This window comes from Bifidobacterium margollesii (assembly GCF_002860355.1).
Classification (GTDB): Bacteria; Actinomycetota; Actinomycetes; order Actinomycetales; family Bifidobacteriaceae; genus Galliscardovia; species Galliscardovia margollesii.
In genome coordinates this window covers 54619-79325 of record NZ_NMWU01000008.1, presented here as the reverse complement: position 1 = coordinate 79325, position 24707 = coordinate 54619, and the positions used below count along the sequence as shown (strand labels likewise).

Here is a 24707-nt window from a genome sequence, read left to right as displayed (position 1 = left end):
CATGGCTGAATCGTCGAATTTCGTGCACCTGCACAATCACACGCACTATTCCCTCCTGGACGGCGCTTCGAAGATCCCGGATCTCGTGTCCCGTGCCAAGGAACTTGGCATGCCGGCCGTCGCCATCACCGACCACGGCAACATGCATGGCGCGTACGAGATGTGGAGCACCGCCGTCAAGCAGGGGGTGAAGCCGATCATCGGCATCGAGGCGTATGTGGCGCCGGAGACCGCCAGGCAGGATCCGACCAGGGTCAGCTGGGATGCGAACTGGGATCCGAACGTCGACGAGAAGCATCGCAAGCGCAATCCCGATGACGTCTCCGGCGGCGGTCTGATCACCCACATGACCATGTGGGCTGAAACCGATGAAGGTCTGGTCAACCTGATCAAGGCTTCATCGGTGGCGAACCTCGAAGGTCGTGTGATGCGCTACCCGCGTATGGACAAAGAGGTGCTGGCCACGTATTCGAAAGGTGTGATCGCCTCCTCCGGATGCCCGTCCGGCATCATCCAGACGAGAATCAGGCTTGGTCAGTTCGACGAGGCATTGCGTGCCGCCGGTGAGATGCAGGACATCTTCGGCAGGGAGAACTTCTACATCGAGCTGATGGATCACGGTCTCAGCATCGAAACGCAGGTCACCCGTGATCTGCTCGACATCGCGAAGAAGCTGAACGCCCCGCTGCTCGCCACCAACGATTCGCACTATGTGCATGAGGAAGATCGCGGCGCTCAGGACGCCATGCTGTGCATCAACTCGGGATCGCAGCTCGACGACCCGGACAGGTTCAAATTCGACGGTTCCGGATACTACCTCAAATCGGCCGAGGAGATGCGGGCCTTGTTCTCAGAACTTCCCGAGGCCTGCGATAACACGCTGGAGATCGCGGAACGCTGCAACGTGATGTTCGACGACGGCGAGGACGGCGCGTTCATGCCCCGATTCGAGTGTCCCGAAGGATGGGACGAGACCTCGCTGTTCCTCAAGAAGGTGGAGGAGGGGCTGGAGAAGCGGTACGAAGGCAACGTGCCGCTGAACGTGGTCAAGCAGGCCGACTACGAGTGCGGCGTGATCTGCCAGATGCAGTTCCCCGGATACTTCCTCGTCGTCTCCGACTACATCAACTGGGCCAAGGAGCACGGCATCATGGTCGGCCCGGGACGAGGATCCGCGGCAGGCGCCATGGTGGCCTACGCCATGGGCATCACCGAACTCGATCCGCTCAAGCACGGTCTGATCTTCGAACGGTTCCTCAACCCCGAACGAGTGTCTCTGCCTGATATCGATGTCGATTTCGATCCCGACGGCCGTATGCGCGTGCTTGACTACGTGGGGGAGAAGTACGGTCACGACAAGGTCGCGCAATGCGTGATCTACGGCACCATCAAAACCAAGCAGGCGCTCAAGGACTCCGCCCGCATCATGGGTTACGAGTTCTCCATGGGCGAGCGTGTGACCAAGGCTCTGCCTCCGGCGGAAACCGGCGGCAAGGACATCAAGCTGCATGACATCTTCGATCCGAAGGCCAAACGATACGCCGAAGCCCGCGAATACCGCGAACTGTACGAATCCGATCCGGACGTCAAACGCATCACCGAGGAGGCCATGGGCATCGAGGGTCTGATCCGACAGACCGGAGTCCACGCCTGCGCCACCATCATGGGAAGCGAGCCGATCACCGACACCTCGCCGCTGCTGGAGCGCACCGACGGCACGGTGACCACCACCTTCGAATACCACACCTGCGAAACGCTGGGGCTGGTCAAGATGGACTTCCTCGGTCTTTCCAACCTCACGGTGATCCGCGACACCCTACGCAACATCGAAAACAACGGCAAGAAGCCGATCGACTACACCAAGATCCCCCTGGACGACGAAAAGACCTACCAGCTACTCTCCCGAGGGGACACGCTCGGCGTCTTCCAGCTCGATGGCGACGGCATGCGTTCGCTGCTGAGAACGTTGAAGCCCACCAACTTCAACGACATTTCCGCACTCATCGCACTGTATCGACCCGGCCCCATGAGCATGGAGTCCCACACCAACTACGCCAAGCGTAAGAACGGTCTGCAGAAGATCGAGCCGATCCATCCGGAACTCGACCAGCCGCTCAAGGAGGTGCTTGACGAAACCTACGGCCTGATCATCTATCAGGAGCAGGTGCAGTCCGCCGCACGAATCCTCGCTGGCTATTCGCTGGGCAAGGCCGATGTGCTTCGACGCGCCATGGGCAAGAAGAAGCCCGAGGTGCTGGCCAAGGAGAAGGTGCCGTTCTTCGCCGGCATGAAGGAGCACGGCTATTCCGAAGAGGCGGCCGAGGCGATCTGGGAGATCCTCGTGCCGTTCTCCGGCTATGCCTTCAACAAGGCCCATTCCGCCGCCTATGGGCTGATCTCGTATTGGACCGCCTATCTCAAGACCCATTACCCCACCGAATTCATGGCTGCGCTGCTGCAGGGCGCCAGCACCAACAAGGACAAAACCGCGTTGTATCTCGGCGAGGCGCGCCGCATGGGCATTCAGGTGCTGCCTCCCGACGTCAACGAGTCGGTGCTCGAATACTCGGCAGTCGGCGACGTGGTGCGATTCGGCCTCGGCGCCATCCGCAACGTGGGGGAAAAGGCCGTGGCCGACATCATCGCCGAACGCAATGGTCCGCATGGCAAGTACGTGAACTTCATGGACTACGTCAAGCGGGTGCCGCTCACCGCGCTGAACCGGCGTCTGGTGGAATCGCTGATCAAGGCCGGGGCGTTCGACTCCATCGATCCGAATCGTCGGGCGTTGTTCACGATCCACGAAACGGCCATCAATCAGGTGGTGCCGCTCAAACGCAAGGAGTCCGAAGGACAGTTCGACCTGTTCGCCGGCATGGACGACGCCGACTCCGTCGGCGACGCGATGGGCGACGCCGACGTGACCGTACCCGATATGGATGAGTGGGACAAGAAGACCAAGCTCAACTTCGAACGGGAGATGCTCGGCCTGTACGTGTCCGACCATCCGCTGAGCGGCATGGCGGCCGTGCTGGCCGGGTTGCGGGACATGTCCATCGCCCAGCTGGTCGATCGAGCCAAGACCATGGGGGATCGCGAGCAGGTGGCGATCGCCGGTCTGATCACGAGCATCGACCGACGGGTATCGAAGAAGGGCAATCCGTGGGCCATAGTGACCATCGAGGACATGGAAAGCTCCATACAGTGCATGTTCTTCGGCAAGGTGTATGAGAGCAGCGCTTCGGAGATGTCTCTGGACACCGTGGTGCGCATCCGCGGCATGGTGGAGCTGCGCGACGAGACCGTTTCGCTGCGCGCCACCGAGATGGAGGTGCCGACGCTCGACGCGGAGGATGAGCGGCCGCTGGTCATCATGCTGCCGTCCACCGCGTTGGATCGTCGTCACGCGCAGTCGTTGTCGGACATTCTGCAGCAGCACCCCGGATACTGCGAGGTGAAGCTGGCGATCAGCGACGACAAAGGCAATGTGCGCATGCTCACCTTCGGGGATCGGTTCCGAGTCAAACGCGATGCGTCGCTGTTCGGCGAGATCAAGACGGTGTTTGGCCCGGCCAGTCTGGTGGCCGCCTGACCCCTGCTCGAAACGGCTCGGCGCCGTTCTCCGAAGTGTGAGACGATGGGCGCGATATGGGATTATCTGTCAGAAGGGTTTCCTACCATCGGTAGGTATGACCAATACTGAAGAGAAGATCATGCGCATCATCGATTTGCGCGGAAAGAACCTCACTCGCGCCGAACTGCTGGAGGCCATGCCCCGCGCCCAGATGGGCACTCAGGAGGCGACCGAGCTCGTTCGTCCGATCCTCGACGACGTGAAAGCCCGCGGCGCTGCGGCGCTTCGCGATTTCGAGGAGAAGTTCGACGGCATCCGTCCCGAGCACCTGCGTGTACCGGTCGAGGAGATGACCCGGGCGCTCGAGACGCTCGATCCCGAAGTCCGTGCCGCCATCGAGGAGTCCGTGCGCCGATGCCGCGCGGTCTCCGCTTCACAGGTGCCTGCGCCGTTCCACACCGATCTGGCCGAAGGCGCCCGCGTATCCGAACGCTGGATCCCCGTCCAGAGGGTGGGCCTGTACGTTCCCGGCGGCAAGGCCGTGTACCCCAGCTCCGTGATCATGAACGCGGTGCCCGCCCAGGCCGCCGGCGTCGAATCGCTGGCCATCGCCACGCCGCCGAGCAAGGCCACCGCCGATGGCCTGCCCGACAAGACCATTCTCGCCACCTGCGCGATTCTGGGCGTCGATGAGGTCTACGCCGTCGGAGGCGCTCAGGCCATCGCCATGTTCGCATACGGAGCCAAGGGATCCGAACCTCAGGACGGCGACGTGCTGTGCGATCCCGTCGACAAGATCACCGGTCCGGGTAACATCTTCGTCGCCACCGCGAAATCACTGGTCTCCGGCATCGTCGGCATCGACGCGGTCGCCGGCCCCACCGAGATCGGCATCATCGCCGACAAGGACGCCAATCCCAGCTGGCTCGCCGCCGATCTGATCGGTCAGGCCGAACATGATGAGCTTGCCGGTTCCGTGCTCTTCACCGATTCCACCGACATCGCCGACAAGGTGCAGGAATCGCTGGCCTACCGCGTGCCGCGCACCGAGCATGCCGATCGTGTGCATACGTCGCTGTCCGGCACCCAGTCCGCCATCGTGCTCACCGACGATCTCGACCAGTCCATTGCGGCGGCCAACGCCTACGCGGCGGAACACCTTGAAATCCAAACCGCCGATCCGGATGCCGTGATCGCGCGGATCCGCAACGCCGGCGCCATCTTCCGCGGCCCGTATTCGCCGGTTCCGCTGGGCGACTACATGTCCGGCTCCAACCATGTTCTGCCCACCGGCGGCACCGCACGTTTCGCCGCGGCCCTCGGCGTGCACACCTTCATGAAGCCCGTCGAGGTCATCGAATACGACGAGCGTGGTCTCAAGGAACTGGCCGCGCGAATCAACGCCTTCGCCGTCTCCGAGGATCTTCCGGGCCACGGTGAGTGCGTGCTCAGCCGATTCGTCAAGGATCCCTACGACAAGGCCACGCTGGACGAGCAGGAGAAGGAAGCGGGTCTTAAATGAGCATTCCCGCCAGTCTTCCACTGCGCAACGATCTGAAGGGTGAGGAGCCCTACGGCGCTCCGCAGCTCGACGTTCCGGTGTGCCTGAACGTCAATGAGAATCCGTATCCGCCGGCTCCCGATGTGGTCGATACCATTGCGGAGCGTGTGCGGCGGATCGCCCCCACGCTCAACCGATACCCTGATCGGGAGCACATGGCTCTGCGCCGTGCGTTCAGCGATTACCTCGCCAAGGAGTCGCATACCCGTCTGGATCCCGAGCAGATCTGGGCGGCCAACGGATCCAATGAGATCATGCTGCAGCTGTTCCAGGCATTCGGAGGCCCCGGGCGTAAGGCGCTCGGATTCGCGCCGACGTATTCCATGTATCCCGAATACGCCCGAGACACCTTTACGCAGTGGGTCACCGTGCCCCGCAACGAGGATTTCACGTTGGACGTCGATGCCGCGATCGCCGCGATCAACGAGGTGAAGCCGGCCATGGTGCTGGTCACCAGCCCGAACAATCCCACCGGCACACCGTTGCCGATGGATCAGACCCGGCGTCTTCTCGCCGCATGCGAGCAGGCGGACGTCGATGGGGCGGATGATGGCGTGCACCCGATCCTTGTGGTCGACGAAGCCTATGTCGAATTCCGTACCCCGGGCGTACCCTCCGCCGTCACGCTGATAGCCGATCATCCGAATCTGGCGGTCAGCCGCACGATGAGCAAGGCGTTCGCCTATGCGGGAGCTCGAGTCGGCTATGTCGCCGCCGATCAGGGCATCGTCGACGCGATGCGCATCGTACGCATGCCGTACCACCTGAGTGCGGTGACCCAGGCCGCGGCGCTCGCCGCGCTGGAACACACCGACGAACAGCTCAGCACCGTCGCGCACCTTCGCGAAACCCGTGAGGCCACAGCTCAGTGGCTCGGCTCCCTGACCTATAAGGGGCGTCCGCTCACCGTCGCCCATTCGGAATCGAACTTCGTGTACTTCGGTCTGTTCGATGATCGAGACTTCATCTTCAACGAACTGCTGAACAGAGGCGTGCTGATCCGCGACGTCGGCCCCGATGGCTGGCTGCGCGTCTGCATGGGCACCGACGAGGAAATGGCGACCTTCCGCAAGGCGTTCGTCGAAGTGCTGGAACTGGCGCAGAAGGAGGCCTGACATGGTACGTACCGCAACGATCCACAGGGTGACCAGCGAATCGGACATCACCTTGAGCCTGAACCTCGACGGCACCGGCAGAACCGATATCGACACGTCGGTGCCGTTCTACAATCACATGATGACCGCGCTGGGCAAGCATTCGCTGATCGACCTGAGCATCAAAGCCACGGGAGACACCGACATCGATGTGCATCACACCGTGGAGGACACTGCGATCGTGTTCGGCGAGGCTCTGAAGCAGGCGCTGGGCGACAAGCGCGGCATCCGTCGGTTCGCGGACGCCACCGTGCCGCTGGACGAAGCGCTGGCCAAGGCCGTGGTCGACATATCCGGCCGCCCGTACGCCGTATGCTCCGGAGAGCCAGCAGGTTTCGAATACTGCATGATGGGCGGGCATTTCACCGGGTCGCTCGTGCGGCACGTCATGGAGTCCATCGCACTGCATGCCGGCATCTGCCTGCACATGCAGGTGCTGGCGGGCCGTGACCCGCATCACATCGCCGAAGCCGAGTTCAAGGCGCTGGCGAGGGCCTTGCGATTCGCGGTCGAGCCGGATCCCCGCGTCGATGGTATCCCCAGCACCAAGGGAGCGCTATGAGCGACGATCGAATTCCCAATACGCCCGACAAGGATCGGGACCCCGACTCCTTCAGCGAGGAGGAGATCAACGCCGCTCTGGCCGGCTTCGAAAACGATCTCAACGGATTCGATTCCTTCGATTCCGAACTGGAAGGCCTGTTGGGGAACAAGGCGCGATGCGCTGTGCTGATCACCCAGCTGAGTGCGGCCGATCTTCTGGCCGCGTTCTGCCAGCTTTCCGACATCTCCGCCGAATGCGTCGGCAACGAGAGCGGTGCCGTGGCAGTGCTGCGCAACGTGAACGGAGATGGTCCGGAGGCGGCGGCGCGTGACCTGACCACCGTGGTTTCGGGACTATCCGTGGTGCTTGCGGTGAATCGCGCCGACAAGCTGGAGGCCACGCTGTACGTCAACGGCAAGCCCGGCTCGCAGTTCGCGCCACCGGTGCTGTTCATGTCCACGCCGCCGTTCGTCGAGGATCTGCTCATCGGCACCACGAAGGTGGATGATCTCAAGGCACAGGGGCTCGACGTGGTGGATGCCGGGAAGATGGAACGGGCCGAAGCCCTGAAGGTGATCGCGGGGCATACGCGGTTCGGGCGCGGCGGCTCCACGCGCGGATCCGAAGTGGACTGAGTCGTCGACGTAATTACTGACCGTAACGAGGAAGGCGGATCAATGACCTCAGTAGTGGTCTTTGACTACGGATTCGGCAATGTGCGATCCATGGTTCGCGCGCTGGCGAATCTCGATATCGATGTGACGTTGACCAGCGACTACCGTCAGGCCATCGAGGCCGACGGACTCGTGGTTCCCGGCGTGGGCGCGTTCGCCGCCTGCGTGCAGGGGTTGAAAACCGTGGGTGGCGATCGCGTGGTCTACGACAGGCTTGCGGCAGGCCGGCCGGTGATGGGCGTGTGCGTGGGATTGCAGGTCATGTTCGCGCACGGACTTGAAGGTGGCGTCGAAACCGAGGGACTCGGGCTCATCGGCGGCACGGTGTCGCAGCTCGACGCCGACGTGGTGCCCCACATGGGATGGAACACCGTTCAGGCTCCGCAGGATTCCCGACTGCTCAGTGGAGTGGCGGGGGAACGGTTCTACTTCGTGCACTCCTACGGCGTGACCGAGCCGACCGACAAGGCTCCGCACGCCGATCTGCTCGCCGGATATGATCGGCGGGTAACGTGGTGCGAATACGGTCGCAGCCGATTCGTCGCCGCCGTGGAACAAGGGCCTTTGGTGGCCACGCAGTTCCATCCCGAAAAATCCGCCGAGGCGGGTGCCCGGCTGCTGCTCAACTGGATAGGCACCTTCTAGGTACCGTCAAGGCACATAACAAAGGCCATAATCAAAGCGTCATAATCAAGGCAAGGAACAATCATGTCACTCACCCTTCTTCCCGCCGTCGATGTCCGTGACGGCAAGGCCGTGCGTCTTCGCCAAGGCGAATCAGGATCCGAAACCGATTACGGCAGTCCGCTTGAAGCGGCCCGTACCTGGGTGGAATCCGGCGCCGAATGGATTCACCTGGTCGACCTCGACGCCGCGTTCGGCACCGGGGATAACCGGGATCAGCTTCGTGGCATCGTTCACGAGCTGGGCGACAAGGTGAATATCGAAATGAGCGGTGGGGTGAGGGATGACGCCTCATTGGATGCTGCTCTTGAAGCCGGCGCCGCCCGTGTGAACATCGGCACCGCCGCTTTGGAGAATCCCGAGTGGACGGCTGCCGCCATCAAACGATACGGTGAACGCGTGGCCGTAGGCCTTGACGTGCGAGGACACACTCTGGCCGCCCGAGGCTGGGTGAAGGAAGGCGGTGACCTGTTCGAGACCATGAAGTTCCTCGACTCCGTGGGATGCTCGCGATACGTTGTCACCGACGTGGCTCGCGACGGCATGATGAGCGGGCCGAACATCGCCCTGCTGCGTGAGGTCGCGGAACGCACCGACGCCAAGGTCACCGCATCAGGCGGCATCTCCAGCCTCGATGATCTGCGGGCCATCAAGGAATTGGATTCGTTGGGCGTGGATTCCGCCATCCTCGGCAAGTCCCTCTACGCCCGTGCCTTCACCCTCAAGGAAGCCCTTGAGGTGGCGAACGGCTGAACTATCGGGGTTCATGATGCGGGGAGGCGGTATTGGCGTGATCCCCGCCTCCCCGCATCATCCCCGCATCATGGCGAACGGGATGACCGCGCTACTTCGCGCAGGGTAGCCGTCCCGATTTGATGGCCTTCATGAACACTTCGTAATCCAGCTCGTTCTGATCCGCATACTGCTTGGCGAACGAGATGATCGCATTGTCGAAGATCTCACCGTGATCCATATACGCGCTGATCGCTATGGCATCACCCGTGCGGGCGTGCGCATGCGCCAGCGCCCATGCGCTCATACGAGCCGTATTGATGATGCCTTCCTTACCGGCATGATCAAGATCAATCGACCCCTTGCCGTTCCACAGCTGGCGTACATAGTAATCCTTGCGGAGTCCCTCCGGTGTGGTCATGCTCGTCCACCCGAGCAGCACATCCGACGTGGTCTGAATCACCTTCTGGCCCTGTACCACACGCTCGCCATGCGTGGCGAACCGGCTATGCCCCACGAACCGTTCCAGCACCGATTCCTCAGCCTCCTTGATCTGCAACACCAGCGCGTCGTTGACGTCCCGGCCACTGAGCAGCATCACCCACACCCTTGTGCCCACGCTGCCCACACCGACGACCTTGCGGGCCGCATCGTGATACCGATGATACGAATCCAGCACCTGACGGCGATCGGCATACAGATTCCTCTTATACCGGTCGAACAGCGTGCGGATCGTCACGTCCAACGGACCTTCGAGATCATATCCGGTCAGTTCGCTGATCGGTACCAGCTCAGGAGGCTCGGAACGGAAACGCGGCTCACCCTTCACCATCTGGCCGAACTTCTGGGCCGCATGATTCGAATCCTTCGACAGGGCCTTCTGCACGGCCTTCCTCAGCGTCTTGCTCGGCATGCCGTTCTTCGTGTACTCCTGAAGCGTCTTCTCCACATCGAGATTCGCATACCACACGTCAAGATTATCCATCTTCGCGAACATGTCCATCGACTCGTGATACGAGTGAATGCACTCCTGCACCGCCCGACGTCTCGTGGCCGCATCGAAACCACGATCCCTCGCGCAGATCTCCACGCTGGTCACCAGACGCTTCACATCCCATTCCCAAGGTCCCGGCAGCGTCTCGTCGAAATCGTTGATGTCGAAGACCAGATGCTGGGTGGGTGACATGAAGATGCCGAAATTCGCGATATGGGCGTCACCTACGCACTGCACCGGAATGCCGCTGACCGCGGTCGTGGCCAGATCCGACGTCATGATCAGCGCCGTACCTCGATAGAACGTGAACGGGGAGACGCTCATTCTCGCGTACCTGAGCGGAATCAGCTCCTGCACTCGTATGGCCGACTGTTCCTCGAGCAGTGCGATCTTCTCCGTCCTGTTCGGCCGCGGATGCCAGATCGCATGATCCCCCAACGGTGCACGTCGTCGTGCGATGGTGCCCATCAGCGTCCGGTCTTTCGGATTCGTGGCCTCGACCCAATCCAAGGTGACCGGGGGATCCTCGGTATATCGCGTCGTATGTTCTCCTGTTGTTCCTTCGCGTTCCATTCCCTGGCTTTCTTTGATAATGCTGTCGGACGAATTTCAAAAACTGCCGCATTCAAACATACCCCACTTCCAGCGGCGATGATGCGCATATGCGACACGCCCGCTTCTGTTAACGACGCATGAAATAAAGCTATGAAACCATAGGCAGCTATGGATAGACAGCAAGAGTTTGCCCTGCGCACGGTCGAGGAACGCGACGTGCGCTTTATTCGTTTGTGGTTCACCGACGTGTTGGGAACGCTGAAGTCCGTGGCCATCGCGCCGGCGGAGCTGGAAGCGGCGTTCGAGGAGGGGCTTGGCTTTGACGGCTCCGCCATCGAAGGCCTCACACGCGTCTCCGAAGACGACATGATCGTCAAGCCCGACCCATCCACCTTCCAGATCCTCCCCTGGCGAGGTGGTCCGCAGGGTACCGCGCGCATGTTCTGCGACGTGCTCACCCCCGAAGGGGAACCCAGCCTGGGCGATCCCCGCCATGTGCTGAAGCGCACATTGGCCAAAGCCAAGGAAAAGGGCTTCACCTTCTACATCCATCCGGAAATCGAGTTCTACCTCTTCGAAATGCAGGACGACTGGTCGCAGACCCCCAAGCCGGTCGATGAAGGCGGGTACTTCGACCATGTGCCCCGCAGCCCCGGCATGGATTTTCGCCGCGCCACCGTCAACATGCTCGAACAGATGGGCATTTCCGTGGAATACTCCCACCACGAAGGCGGTCCCGGCCAAAACGAGATCGATCTGCGCTACGCCGACGCGCTCACCATGGCCGACAACATCATGACCTTCCGCACCGTCGTCAAGGAGATCTCCCTGGAGCGAGGCATCCACGCCAGCTTCATGCCCAAGCCCCTTGCCGACCAGCCCGGCTCCGGCATGCACACCCACCTGAGTCTCTTCGAAGGCGACGCCAATGCCTTCTACGAGGCCGGTCAGGAATTCAACATGTCGCTCACCGCCCGCCAGTTCGCCGCCGGCATCCTCTACCATGCCGCCGAGATCACCGCCGTCTGCGACCAGTTCGTCAACTCCTACAAGCGCCTCTGGGGCGGCAATGAAGCCCCCAGCTACATCTGCTGGGGCCACAACAACCGCTCCGCCCTTCTCCGCGTCCCCCAGTACAAGCCCGGCAAAGGCAACTCCGCCCGCATGGAGTTTCGCGCCCTCGACCCCGTCACCAACCCCTACCTCGCCTACTCCCTGCTCCTCGCCGCCGGCCTCGACGGCATCGACAAGCAGATGGTCCTCGGCGAGCCCACCAGTGACGACGTTTGGGAGCTCACCGACGAGGAACGTCAGGCCATGGGCATCGAGCCCCTTCCCGACTCCCTCGACACCGCCCTGAAAATCATGTCCAAATCCGACTTCGTCGCCGACGTTCTCGGCGAACACGCCTTCCGCTACTTCCTGCGCAACAAGCGCAAGGAATGGGAGGACTATCGGATGCAGGTTACCCCCTACGAACTCAAGCACTACCTTCCACGGCTGTAAAATCCGCGCTGCGGAGCGTTATCGGCACCGCTCAGGTTCGACGTACCTTTGTACGCCTTCACCTGCGCGGCACCGATACCGCACGTGCAGCGCGGATTTTGTTGTGGGTACGCCTTCGTCTTCCAACGCCCGATACCGCACTCGCAGCGCGGATTTTATGTGATTGGGTTTTTGTTTCCAGCGCCCGTACCGCACGCATATATCGGCATCATCGGTATACGGTACGGTAAATGTGGGGAATATCACGGCAACATGAGTACTTGGCAGCGCTTCCCTGAATTACTGTGATGAAGAGATACAGAGGGAATTATCAGTTTTTCAGAATGAGAGAGCGTTCCATGCCTTCCAATCCCGAATCAACATCAGTCCAGTCATCTCCGGCATCAGCCCCGTCCGTCCCCATGCCCACTTCGGCTCCGGAAGCCGCCACCGCGGCGGCGGCCGCCGCGGCCACGGCAGCGGCAGCGGCCGCATCCGCAGCCGCCACGGCGGCCGACGCAGCCAACAGCGCGGCCAACACCGCCGCCTCCACCACCAGCGCTTCCGCGACGGCTCCTGCATCCTCCCCACTGGGCGCAGCCCCGAAACTGCATCCGCTGTTCCCCGGCAACGTCTTCGTCTCCACCGTGCTCGACGTACTCAACAGCAAGGAGACCATGACCGGTCGGCTGGTGAGCAAATACATGCAGCGAGCCCTCATGGCTGGTCTGTTCGTCGGCATCTTCTTCACCGCGTTCTTCACGATCAGCGCCACCTTCGCCGCCGTAAGCCCCGCCATGGCGCTCGTCGGCAAGGTGCTCGGCGCCTGCACGTTCGGCTGGGCGCTGGTGCTGATCTACTACACGAACTCCGAGCTGCTCACCTCGAACATGATGATCGTGTCCATCGGCGTCTACCATAAACGCATCAGCTGGCTGCACAGCCTGCGAATCCTCGGCCTGTGCCTGATCGGCAACCTTCTGGGCGGTCTCGTCGTGGCGGTGCTCATGCGATGCTCCACCATCGTCAGCGGCGACATCTACACCGTCATGGCCACGGCCGTCGCCACCAAAACCGGATACCTCAGCCAAGGAGCCTTCGGCATCGCCGACCTGTTCGTGCGCGCGATCTTCTGCAACTTCTGCATCAACATCGCCATGCTCATGTGCTACAACGGCAAGATCGTCAACGACTTCACGAAATGCATCATCATGATGGTCGCCGTGTTCGTGTTCGCCTACCTCGGCTTCGAGCACTCCGTCGCGGACTCCGTGCTGTTCCTCATCATGGGTCTGCACGGAGTCGGCGATCCGCTTATGGAGGTGCTCGCCATCATCGTGGTCATACTCGGCAACTTCGTCGGCGGAGGACTGCTCATCGGCATCAACTTCGCGGTCATGAACGACCAGCACTCCCACCATCACAGCAATGGTCGTGCGCTCCGCCACGACATCGGACGGCGCTGACCGCACGACCGGCAGCGAACGCGGCGCCTAGTCCCTCAGCAGCTTCGCAATGCGCTTGAGGCTCACCGGTCGCGGCGTTCCCAGCTCCTGCGCCCATAGCGACACATAGAACTCCTCCAGCAGCCATCGGGCAGTATCGGCCTTCGCCATCAATTCGTCATGACGAGGGCCGGCCGGCTGCTTTCGGGCCGAATCCAACGCCTTATCCACCAGCTGGCGGGCTTCGTCAGCCTGCCACGCCCAGTTCACATCACGCGACTTATCGGTCTTCGCCTTCTCCAAACGAAGCAGATCCGCATGCAGATACCGCTCCATCGAACGTAGGGCATCCGGGGGAGCGGCGGCCACGAATCCTGGCTTTACCAGCGCATCGGCGTGCTCGCGGATGGACTGCAGCACCGCCAGCAAAGGCAACGAAGCTGGACCGGTCACAGCCTTCTCCACTTCCGCGTACCGCTTAAGGATCGCGATCACATCACGCGACACCTGATACACCGTATCCTCATACACCTGCATCACGTCGCTTACGGCGTCGGCAAGCTGCGAATCATCGTCGATGCTTCCGATATTCGGCAGCAGACGCTTGACCGCGGCCATCTGAAGATCCTCCACCAGAGTCTGCGTGCTCTTGTACGGTGCGGAAGCCAGCATCAGCGACTCGGCACCCAGCCAGCGGGAGGAGATCCGCTCGGCGGGCAGACGCAGCGCATCCAGCGCGGCACCCCACAGCATATCGGCACGCGAGACGGTTGTGGCACCCGCCCGATGCAGCAGATTCGCGGACTGCACCACATGCCCCTGATCGGCCGCCTTGATCGCCTGCCGTTTCACCGTCTGCCTGGCCGACGCCACCGCCTGTTCGGCGAAACGACGCTGCAGATCGGTCAGAGACCTGCCCGACCCCACCACGGTCATTCGTGGGCGACGTCCCCGACCGCGCCCGCGGCCGGATCCGCGGCCATCGGCAACCGGCTTCTCGATCGCGAACAGCATCCTCAAATGCTTCGGCAACCGTTCCAACTGCGAATCGCCGAACACTTCCGGATGCACCTGCGCTCCGACCACCGCAATCGCCGCCTGCGTGAACACATGGGTGAAATCAGGCCATCGCGCAGCCCCGGTTGACGGGTCCACGGGAGCGGCGACCGGATGGCCCCGATCACCGGATCCCGGCAGATCGGGATAATGCGCGTCTATCCACGAACGCATGGCCCTTGCGGTGTCCGGAGCCGGCACGAACTGTACGCGCAACGCCTTCGGCAGTGATTTGATCGTCGTCACGATCAGCTCATCAAGCAGACCGGGAACGGACCAGGTGAACTGCTCGGGGGAGATGCGGGACAGGAACTTCAACGGCACATGCACGGTGACACCGTCGTTCTCGGCGTTCGGATCATACACGTAGGTGAGTTTCAGATCGATTGGCGTGCCATCCGAGCCCATCGTATGCCAATGATCGGGATAATCGTTGAGATCCACCTCGTCCAAGGTCTGAAGCCGCTCCACCTTGGACGGATCGAACCGCAGAAGATCGGGATTCTCATCGTGATGCCGCCTCCACCACGCTCCCAGAGCCGCGATCGACGTGATGTCGGCCGGCAGCACATGATCATAGAAATCGACGAGATCCTCATCCGTCACCCTGTCCACCACATGACGGGTGCGACTCGTCTCCTCATCGGCCTCCTGCAGCACGGCGCGATTGTCGTCGATGAAATCATCGTAAGGGAACCGCTGCTGGACATCACCCTCTACCAGACCCTGACGAATCAGGAAATCACGGGCTTCCACCGGATTGATACGCCCCCACAGCACCGTGCGATCCTGCACGATCGGCAGACCATACAGCAGGATCTTCGCACTCGCCACCGCCGCGCCCTTCGACGCCGACCAGTGAGGCTCCGCATACGTGGTGCGCGTGAGATTGCCGGCCAGCGGTTCGGCCCACGCGGGATCGATCGCCGCCGACGAACGGGCCCATAGCCGCGAGGTCTCCACCAACTCGGCCGCCATCACCCACTGAGGCGTGCTCTTCGCCACCGCGGACGCCGGAAACAGGGCGAAATGCGTGCCCCGAGACCCCAAATACTCGTTTTTTGCGCGCTTCGCCGCCATCTTCATGGCACGAGCTTTCGCCGGCCCCCTCAATCCAGCGAAATCCGAAGCCTTCGGTTCGCGAACCTGCTGCATGCCGATACTCGACAGCAACCCGGAAAGCATCGCCTTATGAATGCCCACGGCATCCCACGAACACGTCAGCGAATGCGCCGCCTGCTGATTCAGCGGCAACTGACGAACCTCAAGCCCCGGACGGGACGACGGCAGCGGCTCGCCCACACCGAACCGAAGCTCCCGACACATCTGCCGCAGCTGACGATACAGATCCTTCCACTGACGCATACGCGGATAGTTCATGAACTCCGCCTTGCACGCCCTGCGAAGCGCGGCGTTCGACGTCTCGCCATCCGCCTGGAAGAACCGATCCCAGATGTTAAGCGCTGTCAGAAAATCACTGGACTCGTCCGCATACCGGTTATGAATGCGATCGGCCTCATCACGCTTGTCCTCCGGACGCTCCCGAGGATCCTGAAGACTAAGAAACGAAACGACCACCAGAATCGCGGCCAGCGTATTCGGCGTATCCCCGGACGCCTGAATCACCATGCGCGCCAGCCGCACATCGATGGGCAGACGAGCCAACTGCCGGCCGATGCGGGTCAACCGCGCATCACCATGCGAACGGGAGATGGCCCTGAGCTCCACCAGATCATTGAAACCGTTCGTCACCGCCTTGGTATCCGGCGGGTCGATGAATCCGAAATCGGTGACGTCCGAAACGGTCCGAGCCACACCCACCGACAGCATGTGCAGCACCACCGAAGCCAATGCGGTCCGTAGAATCTCCGGCTCCGTGAACCGAGGACGATTCTCGTAATCATCCCGATCGTACAGGCGGATCGCGATGCCGTCCGCGATACGACCGCAGCGACCGCTACGCTGGTCGGCGCTCGCCTGGCTGATCGGCTCGATCGGCAGACGCTGAACCTTCGCGGCCTTCGAATACCGGGATATGCGCGCCGTTCCCGGATCGACCACATACCGGATCCCCGGCACCGTCAACGAAGTCTCCGCCACATTGGTGGCCAGCACGATGCGCTGATGCGTATGCGGCTCGAACACGCGATGTTGCTCCTTGGCCGAAAGACGGGCGAACAGCGGCAGGATCTCAATCGCATCGGGACGCTTCATGTCCACGCACCGCTGACCGAAATGCCTACGCATCGACGACTCGAAATCATGGATGTCGCGCTCGCCGGCGGCGAACACGAGAATATCGCGGGGTCCGCGTTCATGGGAGGAGCGGATCACCAGTTCGGCGCAGGCGCGGGCCACGGCCGTCGGCATGTCGGAGGTTTCGTCGTCCTCGCCGTCCGAATCCTCGAATCCCGGCACGTACCGCATCAGGGCGGGGCCGGAACCCAGCGGCTCATAGACGATCTGTACCGGATAGGTGCGTCCCGAAACCTCGATCACCGGCACCTTCTCGTGCAGTGCTTCGGCGAAATGCGTCTGGAACTTCACCGAATCGATGGTCGCGGACGTAATGATGAGCTTGAGGTCACGGCGTCTGGGCAGCAAGGCCGTGAGATATCCGAGCAGGAAATCGATGTTGAGACTGCGTTCGTGCGCCTCGTCGATGATGATCGTGTCGTAGGCGCTCAGATTCGGATCCCGCTGTATCTGGGCGAGCAGAATGCCGTCCGTCACCACGCGCAGTCGGGTCTTCGGCGAGCTTTCGTCGGTGAATCTCACCTGAAAGCCCACTTCGTCACCCAGCGACACGCCCATCTCCGAAGCGATGCGCTCCGCCACCGTTCTGGCTGCGATGCGACGCGGCTGCGTGTGCACGATCTGATGACCGTGCGTGCCCCGCCCCATTTCCAACAGGATCTTCGGCAGCTGCGTGGTCTTGCCGGAACCGGTCTGACCGGAAACGATGACCACCTGATGGGTGCGCACCGCTTCGGCGATTTCATCTTTCGCGGAGCTGACCGGCAGCTCGGAGGGATACTCGAATCTCATATGTCCTAAATTCTTGTCGCGTCCGTTGATGCGGTACCTTCGTACCGCGGTTAACCGCTATCTACGCAAAATCTCAATGATACGGTAGCCCTTGGAACTGGCGTATTTGTCCACGGCGAATCCGCTGCCGAGCGCATCCGCGAGCCACTTCATCAGCGAATCCGAACCAAGATTGCGCTGAACCACCAGATACGCCTCGCCGTCGCGCGACAATCGCGGCAACCATGTCATGAGCATGTCGTGCAGGGCTTCCTTGCCGATGCGGATCGGAGGGTTCGACCAGATCGTGTCGAACCGCAGATCCTCGGGCACGTCGTCGGGCAGCGAGACGTGCACGTTGCCGTACCCGTTCGCGGTCGCATTGCGTTCGGTGAGGGCGAGGGCCCGTTCGTTCACATCCACGGCCCATACGTTCGCTTCGGGATCGGCTTCGGCGAGCGCGAGGGTGATCGGCCCCCATCCGCATCCGAGGTCGAGGAAGGTGCGGGGGCCGGTTGTTTCGTCGTCGCCGTTGGGGTCGGTGTGGTTGTTCGCCGATGCGGCCGGTTCGGGGGCGTGACGGAGCAGTACGGATGTGCCCAGATCCAGTCTTCCGGAGGAGAAGACCCCGTTGGAGACTTCAACGTCGGTCTGCTTTCCGCGGATCGTCACATGCAGGACGCGGCGGATGTCGTCCGAGGACGGTGTTGCCGAGAAGTACTGTTCATTGCCTTGTGCCGTCATGCATGCTCCTTGGGGTTCGTTGTCGTCTTACATGATGATAATAAGTATTCAGAATAGAACAGCGTTCGAGAGGTGTCAGTGACTACTACCAATACCGACAATGCCGATGGGCAGCCGATGGGGTCGACGAAGACGATGGTGCCGGAGCGGAAGGAGCAGACGGGGGCGGATGCCGAGTCGCGGCATGCGAGGGTGCCGGTGCGGCGGGAGGAGGATTCCGTCGATGTGCTTGCCGAGCATTCCGAGGTGCTGCAGGATGGTGCCGGCGTGCCGGCTGGTCCGGGTGGGCAGGAGTGGCAGGAGCGTGAATCTCGCAATGCCCTCAAGCATGTGCTTGGTCTTGGTGAGAAGAAGGACGTCACCGAGGTCGAGTACCGGCAGGTTCGTCTTGAGCGTGTGGTGCTGGTGGGTGTGTGGTCGAGTGCGCAGACCACGCAGACCAGGGCCGAGGAATCGTTGCGAGAGCTTGCCGCTTTGGCTGAAACCGCCGGTGCCGAGGTGATGGATGGTCTTCTTCAGCATAGGCTGAGGCCGGATTCCGCCACCTATGTCGGTTCGGGCAAGGCCAAGGAGATCGCGAGGATCGTGGAGCAGCTCGATGCCGATACGATTGTGGTGGATGCCGATCTTCCCCCGTCCCAGCGTCGTGGTCTTGAGGATGTCGCCAAGGTCAAGGTGGTGGATCGTACGGCGGTGATCCTCGATATCTTCGCCCAGCATGCCACCAGTCGTGAGGGTAAGGCGCAGGTGGAGCTGGCTCAGCTGGAGTACATGTTGCCCCGACTGCGTGGATGGGGTGGATCGCTTTCCCGGCAGGCCGGAGGTCAGGCCGCGGGGCAGAACGGCGGCATCGGTTCCCGTGGCCCCGGTGAAACGCAGATCGAGATGGATCGTCGTGTGATTCGCAGTCGTATGGCCCGCCTGCGTCGGCAGATCGCGCAGATGGCGCCCGCCAGGGAGGTCAAGCGTGGTTCCCGGCGGCGCCACGGCATGCCGTCCGTGGCGGTGGTCGGGTACACCAACGCCGGCAAGTCGTCGCTGACCAATAGGCTCACCGGTTCCGAGGAGCTGGTTGGCAACGCGTTGTTCGCCACCCTCGATACGGCCGTGCGACGGACGAAATCGGCGAACGGCCGCATCTACACCTATGTGGATACCGTTGGATTCGTTCGTAGACTGCCTACGCAGCTTGTCGAAGCCTTCAAGTCCACGTTGGAGGAGGTGGGTGAGGCCGATGTGATTCTGCATGTGGTCGATGCCTCGCATCCCGATCCGTTCGCGCAGATCGACGCGGTCAACGACGTGCTGTCCGATATCGACGGTGTGGAGGGTATTCCGCGGATTCTCGCGTTCAATAAGATCGATATGATCGACGGAACCACCAGGGATAGGCTCGCCGAGCTGGATCGCGACGCCTTTCTGGTGTCCGCGGCGAACGGTGACGGCGTCGATGAGCTGCGGACGGCCATCGAACGATTGCTTCCCGTTCCCGACGTCCACGTATCCGCCTTGCTGCCCTACGATGCGGGATCCCTTGTTTCGGCGGTCCGTGAATACGGCATCGTGACCTCGGTGGATTACCGCGGCGACGGCATATACGTCGAGGCGGACGTCGACGATCATCTCGCCGCCAGGATCGTGGAACGATCCATCGATGATGGTGTGGATGGGGAGGAACGCATCGGATCCTCCGTATGATTGCGACCGTGTCGTGGGTGACGTCCCGTATCACGGGATCATGTCGAGAACCAGTGGTTGCCTAGTATTGCTTTTGGCTGTCCATATCGCTCGTCTCGTCACAAGGTGAAGATATAGTGTAGCCGAAGTTCGGCTTAAGAATGCCGCTATTGGAGTAATTCAAAGAGAGGTGCCTTTATGGCAGAATCACCGATTCGTCCCACGAAGCTTGCGATCATCGGCGCAGGCGCTGTTGGCTCCACTATGGCCTTTGCCGCCGCACAGCGTGGCGTTGCACGTCAGATCGTGCTCGAAGACATCGCCGCCAAGCGTGTCGAGGCCGAGGTCCTGGACATGCAGCATGGCTCCAGCTTCTACCCCACGGTCTCCATCGAAGGCTCCGATGACGTCGAGATCTGCCGTGATGCCGACGTCGTCGTCATCACCGCAGGAGCCCGTCAGAAGCCCGGACAGTCCCGACTGGACCTCGCCGGTGCCACCATCAACATCATGAAGTCCATCATCCCCGGTGTCGTCAACGTGGCCCCCAACGCCATCTACATGCTCGTCACCAACCCGGTGGACATCGTCACCCATGTTTCCATGAAGCTGTCCGGCCTTCCCGCCAACCAGATCTTCGGTTCCGGTACCAACCTCGATTCCGCTCGTCTTCGCTTCCTGATCGGTCAGCAGACCGGCGTGAACGTCAAGAACGTCCACGCCTACATCGCCGGAGAGCACGGTGATTCCGAGGTTCCGCTGTGGTCCTCCGCCACCATCGGTGGCGTCCCCATGTGCGACTGGACCCCCCTCCCCGGTCATGAGCCCCTTGACGCTGCCCGTCGTGAGCAGATCCATCAGGAAGTCAAGAACGCCGCCTACCGCATCATCGAAGGCAAGGGCGCCACCAACTACGCCATCGCCATGTCCGGCGTCGACATCATCGAATCCATCATCAAGGATTCCAACCGCATCCTGCCGGTCTCCTCTCTGCTCGACGACTTCCACGGCATCTCCGACGTCTGCATGTCCGTTCCTTCCGTGCTGAACCGCCAGGGTGTCAACACCCACATCAACACCCCCGTCTCCGACGGCGAGCTGGCAGCTCTTAAGCGTTCCGCCGAAACGCTGAAGCAGACCGCCGCCCAGTTCGGCTTCTAGAAAAACGGCGCCGATGGAGCGTCCTCGGCGTTGCTGCCCTCTTCGACGTACCTTGGTACGTCTTCGAGGGCGCGTCTGGAGGCCGCGCGCATCGGCGCCGTTTTTCATTTCAGGGGGATCCCCATGGCTGTTTTGCCGTGGGGATCTTCGTTTCCCGCGCCTTGCGGACACACGCGTAGGGCTTTGTTGTATTCGTTGCTTCGACGTACCTTGGTACGTCTTCGAGGGCGCGCTTGGAGGCCGCACGCATCGGCGCCGTTTTTCATTTCAGGGGGATTGGCTGGTGTTTTGATTGCAGGCGACGGTTGTCCGAATCGTGAAATACTTCCTGAGACGACGGTGTCTCGAATTGATAACAAATTCCGCGCCCGAACCCGACATGGAAGTCGTGATCTGGCGCGGATGGAATCGGCGACCTACAGTTTGCGCAGTACGGTGACGACCTTGCCCATGATGGTGGCGTTGTTGCCGTCGATGGGGGAGTAGGCGGGATTGTGAGGAATGAGCCACACATGCCCCTTCTCCTTGCGGAATGTCTTCACCGTCGCTTCGCCGTCGAGCAGTGCGGCGACGATTTCGCCGTTGACTGCGGTCTGCTGCTCCCTGACCACCACGAAATCACCGTCGCAGATGGCGGCATCCACCATGGAATCCCCATGGACCTCCAGCATGAACAGATTGCCGTTGCCGGTCAGCCGTTCAGGCAGACGCATCACATCGTCGACATGCTGCTCGGCGGTGATCGGTGCGCCTGCGGCGATTCGCCCCACGAGCGGGATGTCATGGAACTGTGCCATCTCCTCGTCGTCTTCCTTGCCGAAGACGACGGTGACGGGGATGCGACTGATGTTCGCATCCGAGTACGTGCTCTGAAAGGAGCCGGTGCGTGACGGGCGTCGATTCGCCTGATCCAGCAGTTCGATGGCGCGGCCCTTGTTGGCACTGATGCGAATGAAGCCCTTTTCCTCAAGCACCTGCAGCTGGTGCTTGACTGACGACGGGCTTTTCAAGCCCACCGCGGTGCCGATCTCCCTGAACGACGGGGCGAATCCGCGCTGCTCGACGTGATCGCGTATGGCGTCGAGCACGTCTCGCTGACGTGAGGTCAAGGTGACTTCATCATCGTGCTGCTGATTGGCCCTCGGGGTGAACGGGATGGTGCTCACGGTTGCTCCTTTCGTCAGATATCACTGTACCGTGAAACTCCCGAAGAATCAAACATCTGTTCGATACGGGGTTGCGCGCACGTTCGAACATCTGTATGATGAAAGAACATCCGTTCTATAGAACGGTTGTTCGAGAGAGGTGGTCGATATGGTTCGAACCCTGAATGGTGTCCCTGTTGTTCATGAGGCAGTTCGAAGGAACGCTGGTCGGTCCCATCGATCCCACCATGCAACGATGCGGTTGACGTTGCGGGGGAAGATGACGGCGATCATACTGGCGGTGCTGCTGGCTTGGATGGCCTGTTCGATGATTCTTCCGGCGAGGCCTGCGGATTCGGCTCCGGGTCCCATGGAGGTGACCAGCTACGTAGTGGGGCCGGGCGACACGCTGTGGTCCTATGCCTCCGACATCACGCCGGAGGGTGGTGACGTGTCCGCCACGGTTGAGGAGCTCAAGGATCTCAATCATCTTGATTCCTATGCCCTGCAGATCGGTCAGCGTCTCGTCGTGCCGGTTCGGTAGCGTGTTTTCTTCACGGCCCGGTACTCTGGAGCGTATGCATTGCCCTTTCTGTCAGAATCCGGATACCAAGGTGGTCGATACGCGAGTGGGGGAGGACGGCTACGCGATACGTCGCCGTCGCGTATGCCCGAAATGCTCCAGAAGATTCACCACCGTTGAAACCGCCACATTGATGGTGATCAAGCGTTCAGGTAATTCGGAGCCCTTCAATCGCGACAAGGTCATCACCGGTGTACGCAAGGCATGCCAGGGACGCCCGATCCGCGAGGAGGATCTCAAACAGCTCGGCCAGAAGGTGGAGGAGGATCTGCGATCCCGAGGTCTTGCCCAGATCCCTTCGGAGGATGTGGGGCGTGCGATACTCAAACCTCTGAGGGATCTGGACGAGGTGGCCTACATGCGCTTCGCAAGCGTGTATCAGGAGTTCAACAATCTCGAGGATTTCGAGAACGCGATCCGTGAGCTGCGCAGCCTGAAGGAGCGTGAACGCGGAACGAATCAGCAGTAGTCGGCCGTTCAACGCATCAGGCGATCGTGGTCCGGCTGGGATTCGGCCGCGTGATGCGCGGTATTCCATGATTCGGACATTGCCGACGATACAACAAACGGTACAACAATGGGGGACCTTCGAATTCGAAGATCCCCCATTGGCATATTGGGAAAGGCCGGAGAACGGGGATGCGACGCGGTATCGCGCGCACCGCACCGCATCCTGTCCGATATCGTCTCTTGTTCGGCGTCGTCAGCGGTTCTTCAGTACCCGGACGCGGATGGTGCCCTGCAGTCGCTGGAGTTCAGCGATGGCATCGTCGCTCGGCATCGTGTCCACATCGGTGACCACGTAGCCGAGCTCATCCTCCGTGGACAGCGCCTGCGCGGTGATGTTGATGTTCTCCGCGCCGAGCACTCGGTTGACATTCGCCAGCACACCGGGAAGGTTGTCGTGCAGATGGGTGATGCGGGCCTTGCCCTGGCACGCGTTCATGTTCAGCGTCGGCATATTGACCGAGAGCGAGGTGATGCCGTTCTCCCAGTAATCAAGCAGCTTATGGGAGACGAAGTGCCCGATGGACTCCTGCGCTTCCAGCGTCGAACCGCCGATGTGCGGCGTGATGATCACATTGTCCTCTTCGGCCAGAGGGGTGACGAACCGGTCTCCGGACTTCTTCGGCTCCACCGGGTAGACATCCACCGCGGCTCCTGCGATGTGACCGGAATCCAGATGCCGCTTCAGCGCATCGATATCGGCCACGAAACCGCGCGAGAGATTGATGAACACCGAACCGGTCTTCATGCTGGCGAACTGATCCTCACCGAAGAAGTTCGTGTTCGACTTGCGACCATCGACATGCAGGGTGACGGCATCGGACTTCTCCAGCAGGTCCTCAAGGCTGGAGGCGCGCTCGGCGTTGCCCAGAGCCAGCTTCTCCTCGATGTCGTAGAACACCACATGCATGCCGAGGGCCTCGGCGAGCACGGACACCTGGGATCCGATGTTGCCGTAGCCGATGATGCCCAGCGTCTTGCCGCGCACCTCGTGCGAACCGCTGGCGGTTTTGTCCCATACGCCCTGCCGCATATGGAAGGTATGGGCGGGCAGGCGGCGCATCAGCGAGATGATATCGGAGATCACCAGCTCCACCACCGACCTCGTATTCGAATACGGTGCGTTGAACACGGCGATGCCATGGGAGCCGGCGTAGCCGAGATCCACCTGATTGGTGCCGATGGAGAAGCATCCCACCGCAGTGAGATCGGGACGCGCGTCGATCACCTTGGGGGTCACGCTGGTCTTGGAACGGATACCGAGCAGATCTACCCCGTCAAGCGCTCGAATGAGTTCGTCCTCGTCCATGGCGCCTTTGGCGGTGACCACCTCGAAACCATGCTGACGCAGGTTCTCCGAAGCGAACGGATGAATGTTTTCCAGTAATAAGGCTTTAGGCATATG

18 protein-coding genes are annotated in these 24707 nt (G+C 61.4%); 13 read left to right on the top strand and 5 right to left on the bottom strand.

Annotation, left to right across the window (positions count from 1 at the left end):
- Position 1: 1 nt before the first annotated feature.
- The 7 genes from dnaE to priA all read left to right on the top strand — a co-directional run bounded on the left by dnaE (position 2) and on the right by priA (position 8944).
- Positions 2–3592 (top strand): DNA polymerase III subunit alpha, encoded by a 3591-nt coding sequence (gene dnaE, locus Uis1B_RS03025; protein ID WP_101615445.1) that lies wholly within the window; start codon positions 2–4, stop codon positions 3590–3592.
- Between the two features lie 97 nt (positions 3593–3689).
- Positions 3690–5096, top strand: a complete 1407-nt coding sequence (gene hisD, locus Uis1B_RS03020; RefSeq protein ID WP_341476244.1) for a histidinol dehydrogenase — start codon at positions 3690–3692, stop codon at positions 5094–5096.
- Entirely contained in the window at positions 5093–6250 is a 1158-nt protein-coding gene (locus tag Uis1B_RS03015; RefSeq protein WP_101615443.1) for a histidinol-phosphate transaminase, read from the top strand. The genes hisD and Uis1B_RS03015 overlap by 4 nt, the downstream gene beginning before the upstream one ends.
- 1 nt (position 6251) lies before the next feature.
- Positions 6252–6851 (top strand): imidazoleglycerol-phosphate dehydratase HisB, encoded by a 600-nt coding sequence (gene hisB / locus Uis1B_RS03010; RefSeq protein ID WP_101615441.1) that lies wholly within the window; start codon positions 6252–6254, stop codon positions 6849–6851.
- Positions 6848–7468: a hypothetical protein gene (locus tag Uis1B_RS03005; RefSeq protein WP_101615439.1), complete on the top strand. Its 621-nt coding sequence runs from the start codon at positions 6848–6850 to the stop codon at positions 7466–7468. The genes hisB and Uis1B_RS03005 overlap by 4 nt, the downstream gene beginning before the upstream one ends.
- A gap of 42 nt (positions 7469–7510) precedes the next feature.
- Positions 7511–8152, top strand: a complete 642-nt coding sequence (hisH, locus tag Uis1B_RS03000) for an imidazole glycerol phosphate synthase subunit HisH (RefSeq protein WP_101615437.1) — start codon at positions 7511–7513, stop codon at positions 8150–8152.
- 63 nt (positions 8153–8215) lie between these two features.
- Positions 8216–8944 (top strand): bifunctional 1-(5-phosphoribosyl)-5-((5-phosphoribosylamino)methylideneamino)imidazole-4-carboxamide isomerase/phosphoribosylanthranilate isomerase PriA, encoded by a 729-nt coding sequence (priA, locus tag Uis1B_RS02995; protein ID WP_101615435.1) that lies wholly within the window; start codon positions 8216–8218, stop codon positions 8942–8944.
- 91 nt (positions 8945–9035) lie between these two features.
- Here priA and Uis1B_RS02990 read toward each other — a convergent pair whose 3' ends face one another.
- On the bottom strand, positions 9036–10490 hold the full coding sequence (locus Uis1B_RS02990) for a DUF2252 domain-containing protein (RefSeq protein ID WP_101615433.1): 1455 nt from the start codon (positions 10488–10490) through the stop codon (positions 9036–9038).
- Positions 10491–10640: 150 nt separating this feature from the next.
- Between Uis1B_RS02990 and glnA the strand changes: the two genes are divergently transcribed.
- Positions 10641–11978, top strand: a complete 1338-nt coding sequence (glnA, locus tag Uis1B_RS02985) for a type I glutamate--ammonia ligase (protein ID WP_101615431.1) — start codon at positions 10641–10643, stop codon at positions 11976–11978.
- A 338-nt stretch (positions 11979–12316) separates the two neighbouring features.
- Positions 12317–13423, top strand: coding sequence for a formate/nitrite transporter family protein (locus Uis1B_RS02975; protein ID WP_243390233.1), 1107 nt, complete (start codon positions 12317–12319; stop codon positions 13421–13423).
- 27 nt (positions 13424–13450) lie between these two features.
- On the opposite strand, the gene hrpA is transcribed toward Uis1B_RS02975, so the two are convergent.
- Both hrpA and Uis1B_RS02965 read right to left on the bottom strand, forming a co-directional pair.
- Positions 13451–17506 carry an ATP-dependent RNA helicase HrpA gene (gene hrpA, locus Uis1B_RS02970; RefSeq protein ID WP_101615426.1) on the bottom strand — a complete coding sequence of 1352 codons (4056 nt, stop codon included), beginning with the start codon at positions 17504–17506 and terminating at the stop codon, positions 13451–13453.
- 57 nt (positions 17507–17563) lie between these two features.
- Positions 17564–18229 (bottom strand): class I SAM-dependent methyltransferase, encoded by a 666-nt coding sequence (locus Uis1B_RS02965; protein WP_101615424.1) that lies wholly within the window; start codon positions 18227–18229, stop codon positions 17564–17566.
- A gap of 135 nt (positions 18230–18364) precedes the next feature.
- On the opposite strand from Uis1B_RS02965, the gene hflX reads away from it, so the two are divergent.
- Together hflX and Uis1B_RS02955 are read left to right on the top strand one after the other, a co-directional pair.
- Positions 18365–19927: a GTPase HflX gene (hflX, locus tag Uis1B_RS02960; RefSeq protein ID WP_101615422.1), complete on the top strand. Its 1563-nt coding sequence runs from the start codon at positions 18365–18367 to the stop codon at positions 19925–19927.
- A 177-nt stretch (positions 19928–20104) separates the two neighbouring features.
- Positions 20105–21067: an L-lactate dehydrogenase gene (locus tag Uis1B_RS02955; protein WP_101615420.1), complete on the top strand. Its 963-nt coding sequence runs from the start codon at positions 20105–20107 to the stop codon at positions 21065–21067.
- 416 nt (positions 21068–21483) lie between these two features.
- On the opposite strand, the gene lexA is transcribed toward Uis1B_RS02955, so the two are convergent.
- Positions 21484–22233, bottom strand: a complete 750-nt coding sequence (gene lexA, locus Uis1B_RS02950) for a transcriptional repressor LexA (protein ID WP_101615418.1) — start codon at positions 22231–22233, stop codon at positions 21484–21486.
- Between the two features lie 259 nt (positions 22234–22492).
- Between lexA and Uis1B_RS02945 the strand changes: the two genes are divergently transcribed.
- Positions 22493–22756, top strand: coding sequence for a LysM peptidoglycan-binding domain-containing protein (locus tag Uis1B_RS02945; RefSeq protein WP_243390231.1), 264 nt, complete (start codon positions 22493–22495; stop codon positions 22754–22756).
- Between the two features lie 34 nt (positions 22757–22790).
- A complete protein-coding gene (gene nrdR, locus Uis1B_RS02940) occupies positions 22791–23264 on the top strand; it encodes a transcriptional regulator NrdR (RefSeq protein ID WP_101615415.1) in 474 nt (157 codons plus the stop codon).
- A 234-nt stretch (positions 23265–23498) separates the two neighbouring features.
- On the opposite strand, the gene serA is transcribed toward nrdR, so the two are convergent.
- Complete coding sequence (serA, locus tag Uis1B_RS02935; protein WP_101615413.1) at positions 23499–24704, bottom strand: phosphoglycerate dehydrogenase; 1206 nt, start codon at positions 24702–24704, stop codon at positions 23499–23501.
- Between the last annotated feature and the right edge of the window lie 3 nt (positions 24705–24707).

What these genes read in the sequence shown, in the direction of transcription:
- dnaE (WP_101615445.1), top strand. Translation starts at nt 2, where the DNA reads ATGGCTGAATCGTCGAATTTCGTGCACCTGCACAATCACACGCACTAT.
- hisD (WP_341476244.1), top strand. Translation starts at nt 3,690, where the DNA reads ATGACCAATACTGAAGAGAAGATCATGCGCATCATCGATTTGCGCGGA.
- Uis1B_RS03015 (WP_101615443.1), top strand. Translation starts at nt 5,093, where the DNA reads ATGAGCATTCCCGCCAGTCTTCCACTGCGCAACGATCTGAAGGGTGAG.
- hisB (WP_101615441.1), top strand. Translation starts at nt 6,252, where the DNA reads ATGGTACGTACCGCAACGATCCACAGGGTGACCAGCGAATCGGACATC.
- Uis1B_RS03005 (WP_101615439.1), top strand. Translation starts at nt 6,848, where the DNA reads ATGAGCGACGATCGAATTCCCAATACGCCCGACAAGGATCGGGACCCC.
- hisH (WP_101615437.1), top strand. Translation starts at nt 7,511, where the DNA reads ATGACCTCAGTAGTGGTCTTTGACTACGGATTCGGCAATGTGCGATCC.
- priA (WP_101615435.1), top strand. Translation starts at nt 8,216, where the DNA reads ATGTCACTCACCCTTCTTCCCGCCGTCGATGTCCGTGACGGCAAGGCC.
- Uis1B_RS02990 (WP_101615433.1), bottom strand. Translation starts at nt 10,490, where the DNA reads ATGGAACGCGAAGGAACAACAGGAGAACATACGACGCGATATACCGAG.
- glnA (WP_101615431.1), top strand. Translation starts at nt 10,641, where the DNA reads ATGGATAGACAGCAAGAGTTTGCCCTGCGCACGGTCGAGGAACGCGAC.
- Uis1B_RS02975 (WP_243390233.1), top strand. Translation starts at nt 12,317, where the DNA reads ATGCCTTCCAATCCCGAATCAACATCAGTCCAGTCATCTCCGGCATCA.
- hrpA (WP_101615426.1), bottom strand. Translation starts at nt 17,506, where the DNA reads ATGAGATTCGAGTATCCCTCCGAGCTGCCGGTCAGCTCCGCGAAAGAT.
- Uis1B_RS02965 (WP_101615424.1), bottom strand. Translation starts at nt 18,229, where the DNA reads ATGACGGCACAAGGCAATGAACAGTACTTCTCGGCAACACCGTCCTCG.
- hflX (WP_101615422.1), top strand. Translation starts at nt 18,365, where the DNA reads ATGGTGCCGGAGCGGAAGGAGCAGACGGGGGCGGATGCCGAGTCGCGG.
- Uis1B_RS02955 (WP_101615420.1), top strand. Translation starts at nt 20,105, where the DNA reads ATGGCAGAATCACCGATTCGTCCCACGAAGCTTGCGATCATCGGCGCA.
- Uis1B_RS02945 (WP_243390231.1), top strand. Translation starts at nt 22,493, where the DNA reads ATGACGGCGATCATACTGGCGGTGCTGCTGGCTTGGATGGCCTGTTCG.
- nrdR (WP_101615415.1), top strand. Translation starts at nt 22,791, where the DNA reads ATGCATTGCCCTTTCTGTCAGAATCCGGATACCAAGGTGGTCGATACG.
- serA (WP_101615413.1), bottom strand. Translation starts at nt 24,704, where the DNA reads ATGCCTAAAGCCTTATTACTGGAAAACATTCATCCGTTCGCTTCGGAG.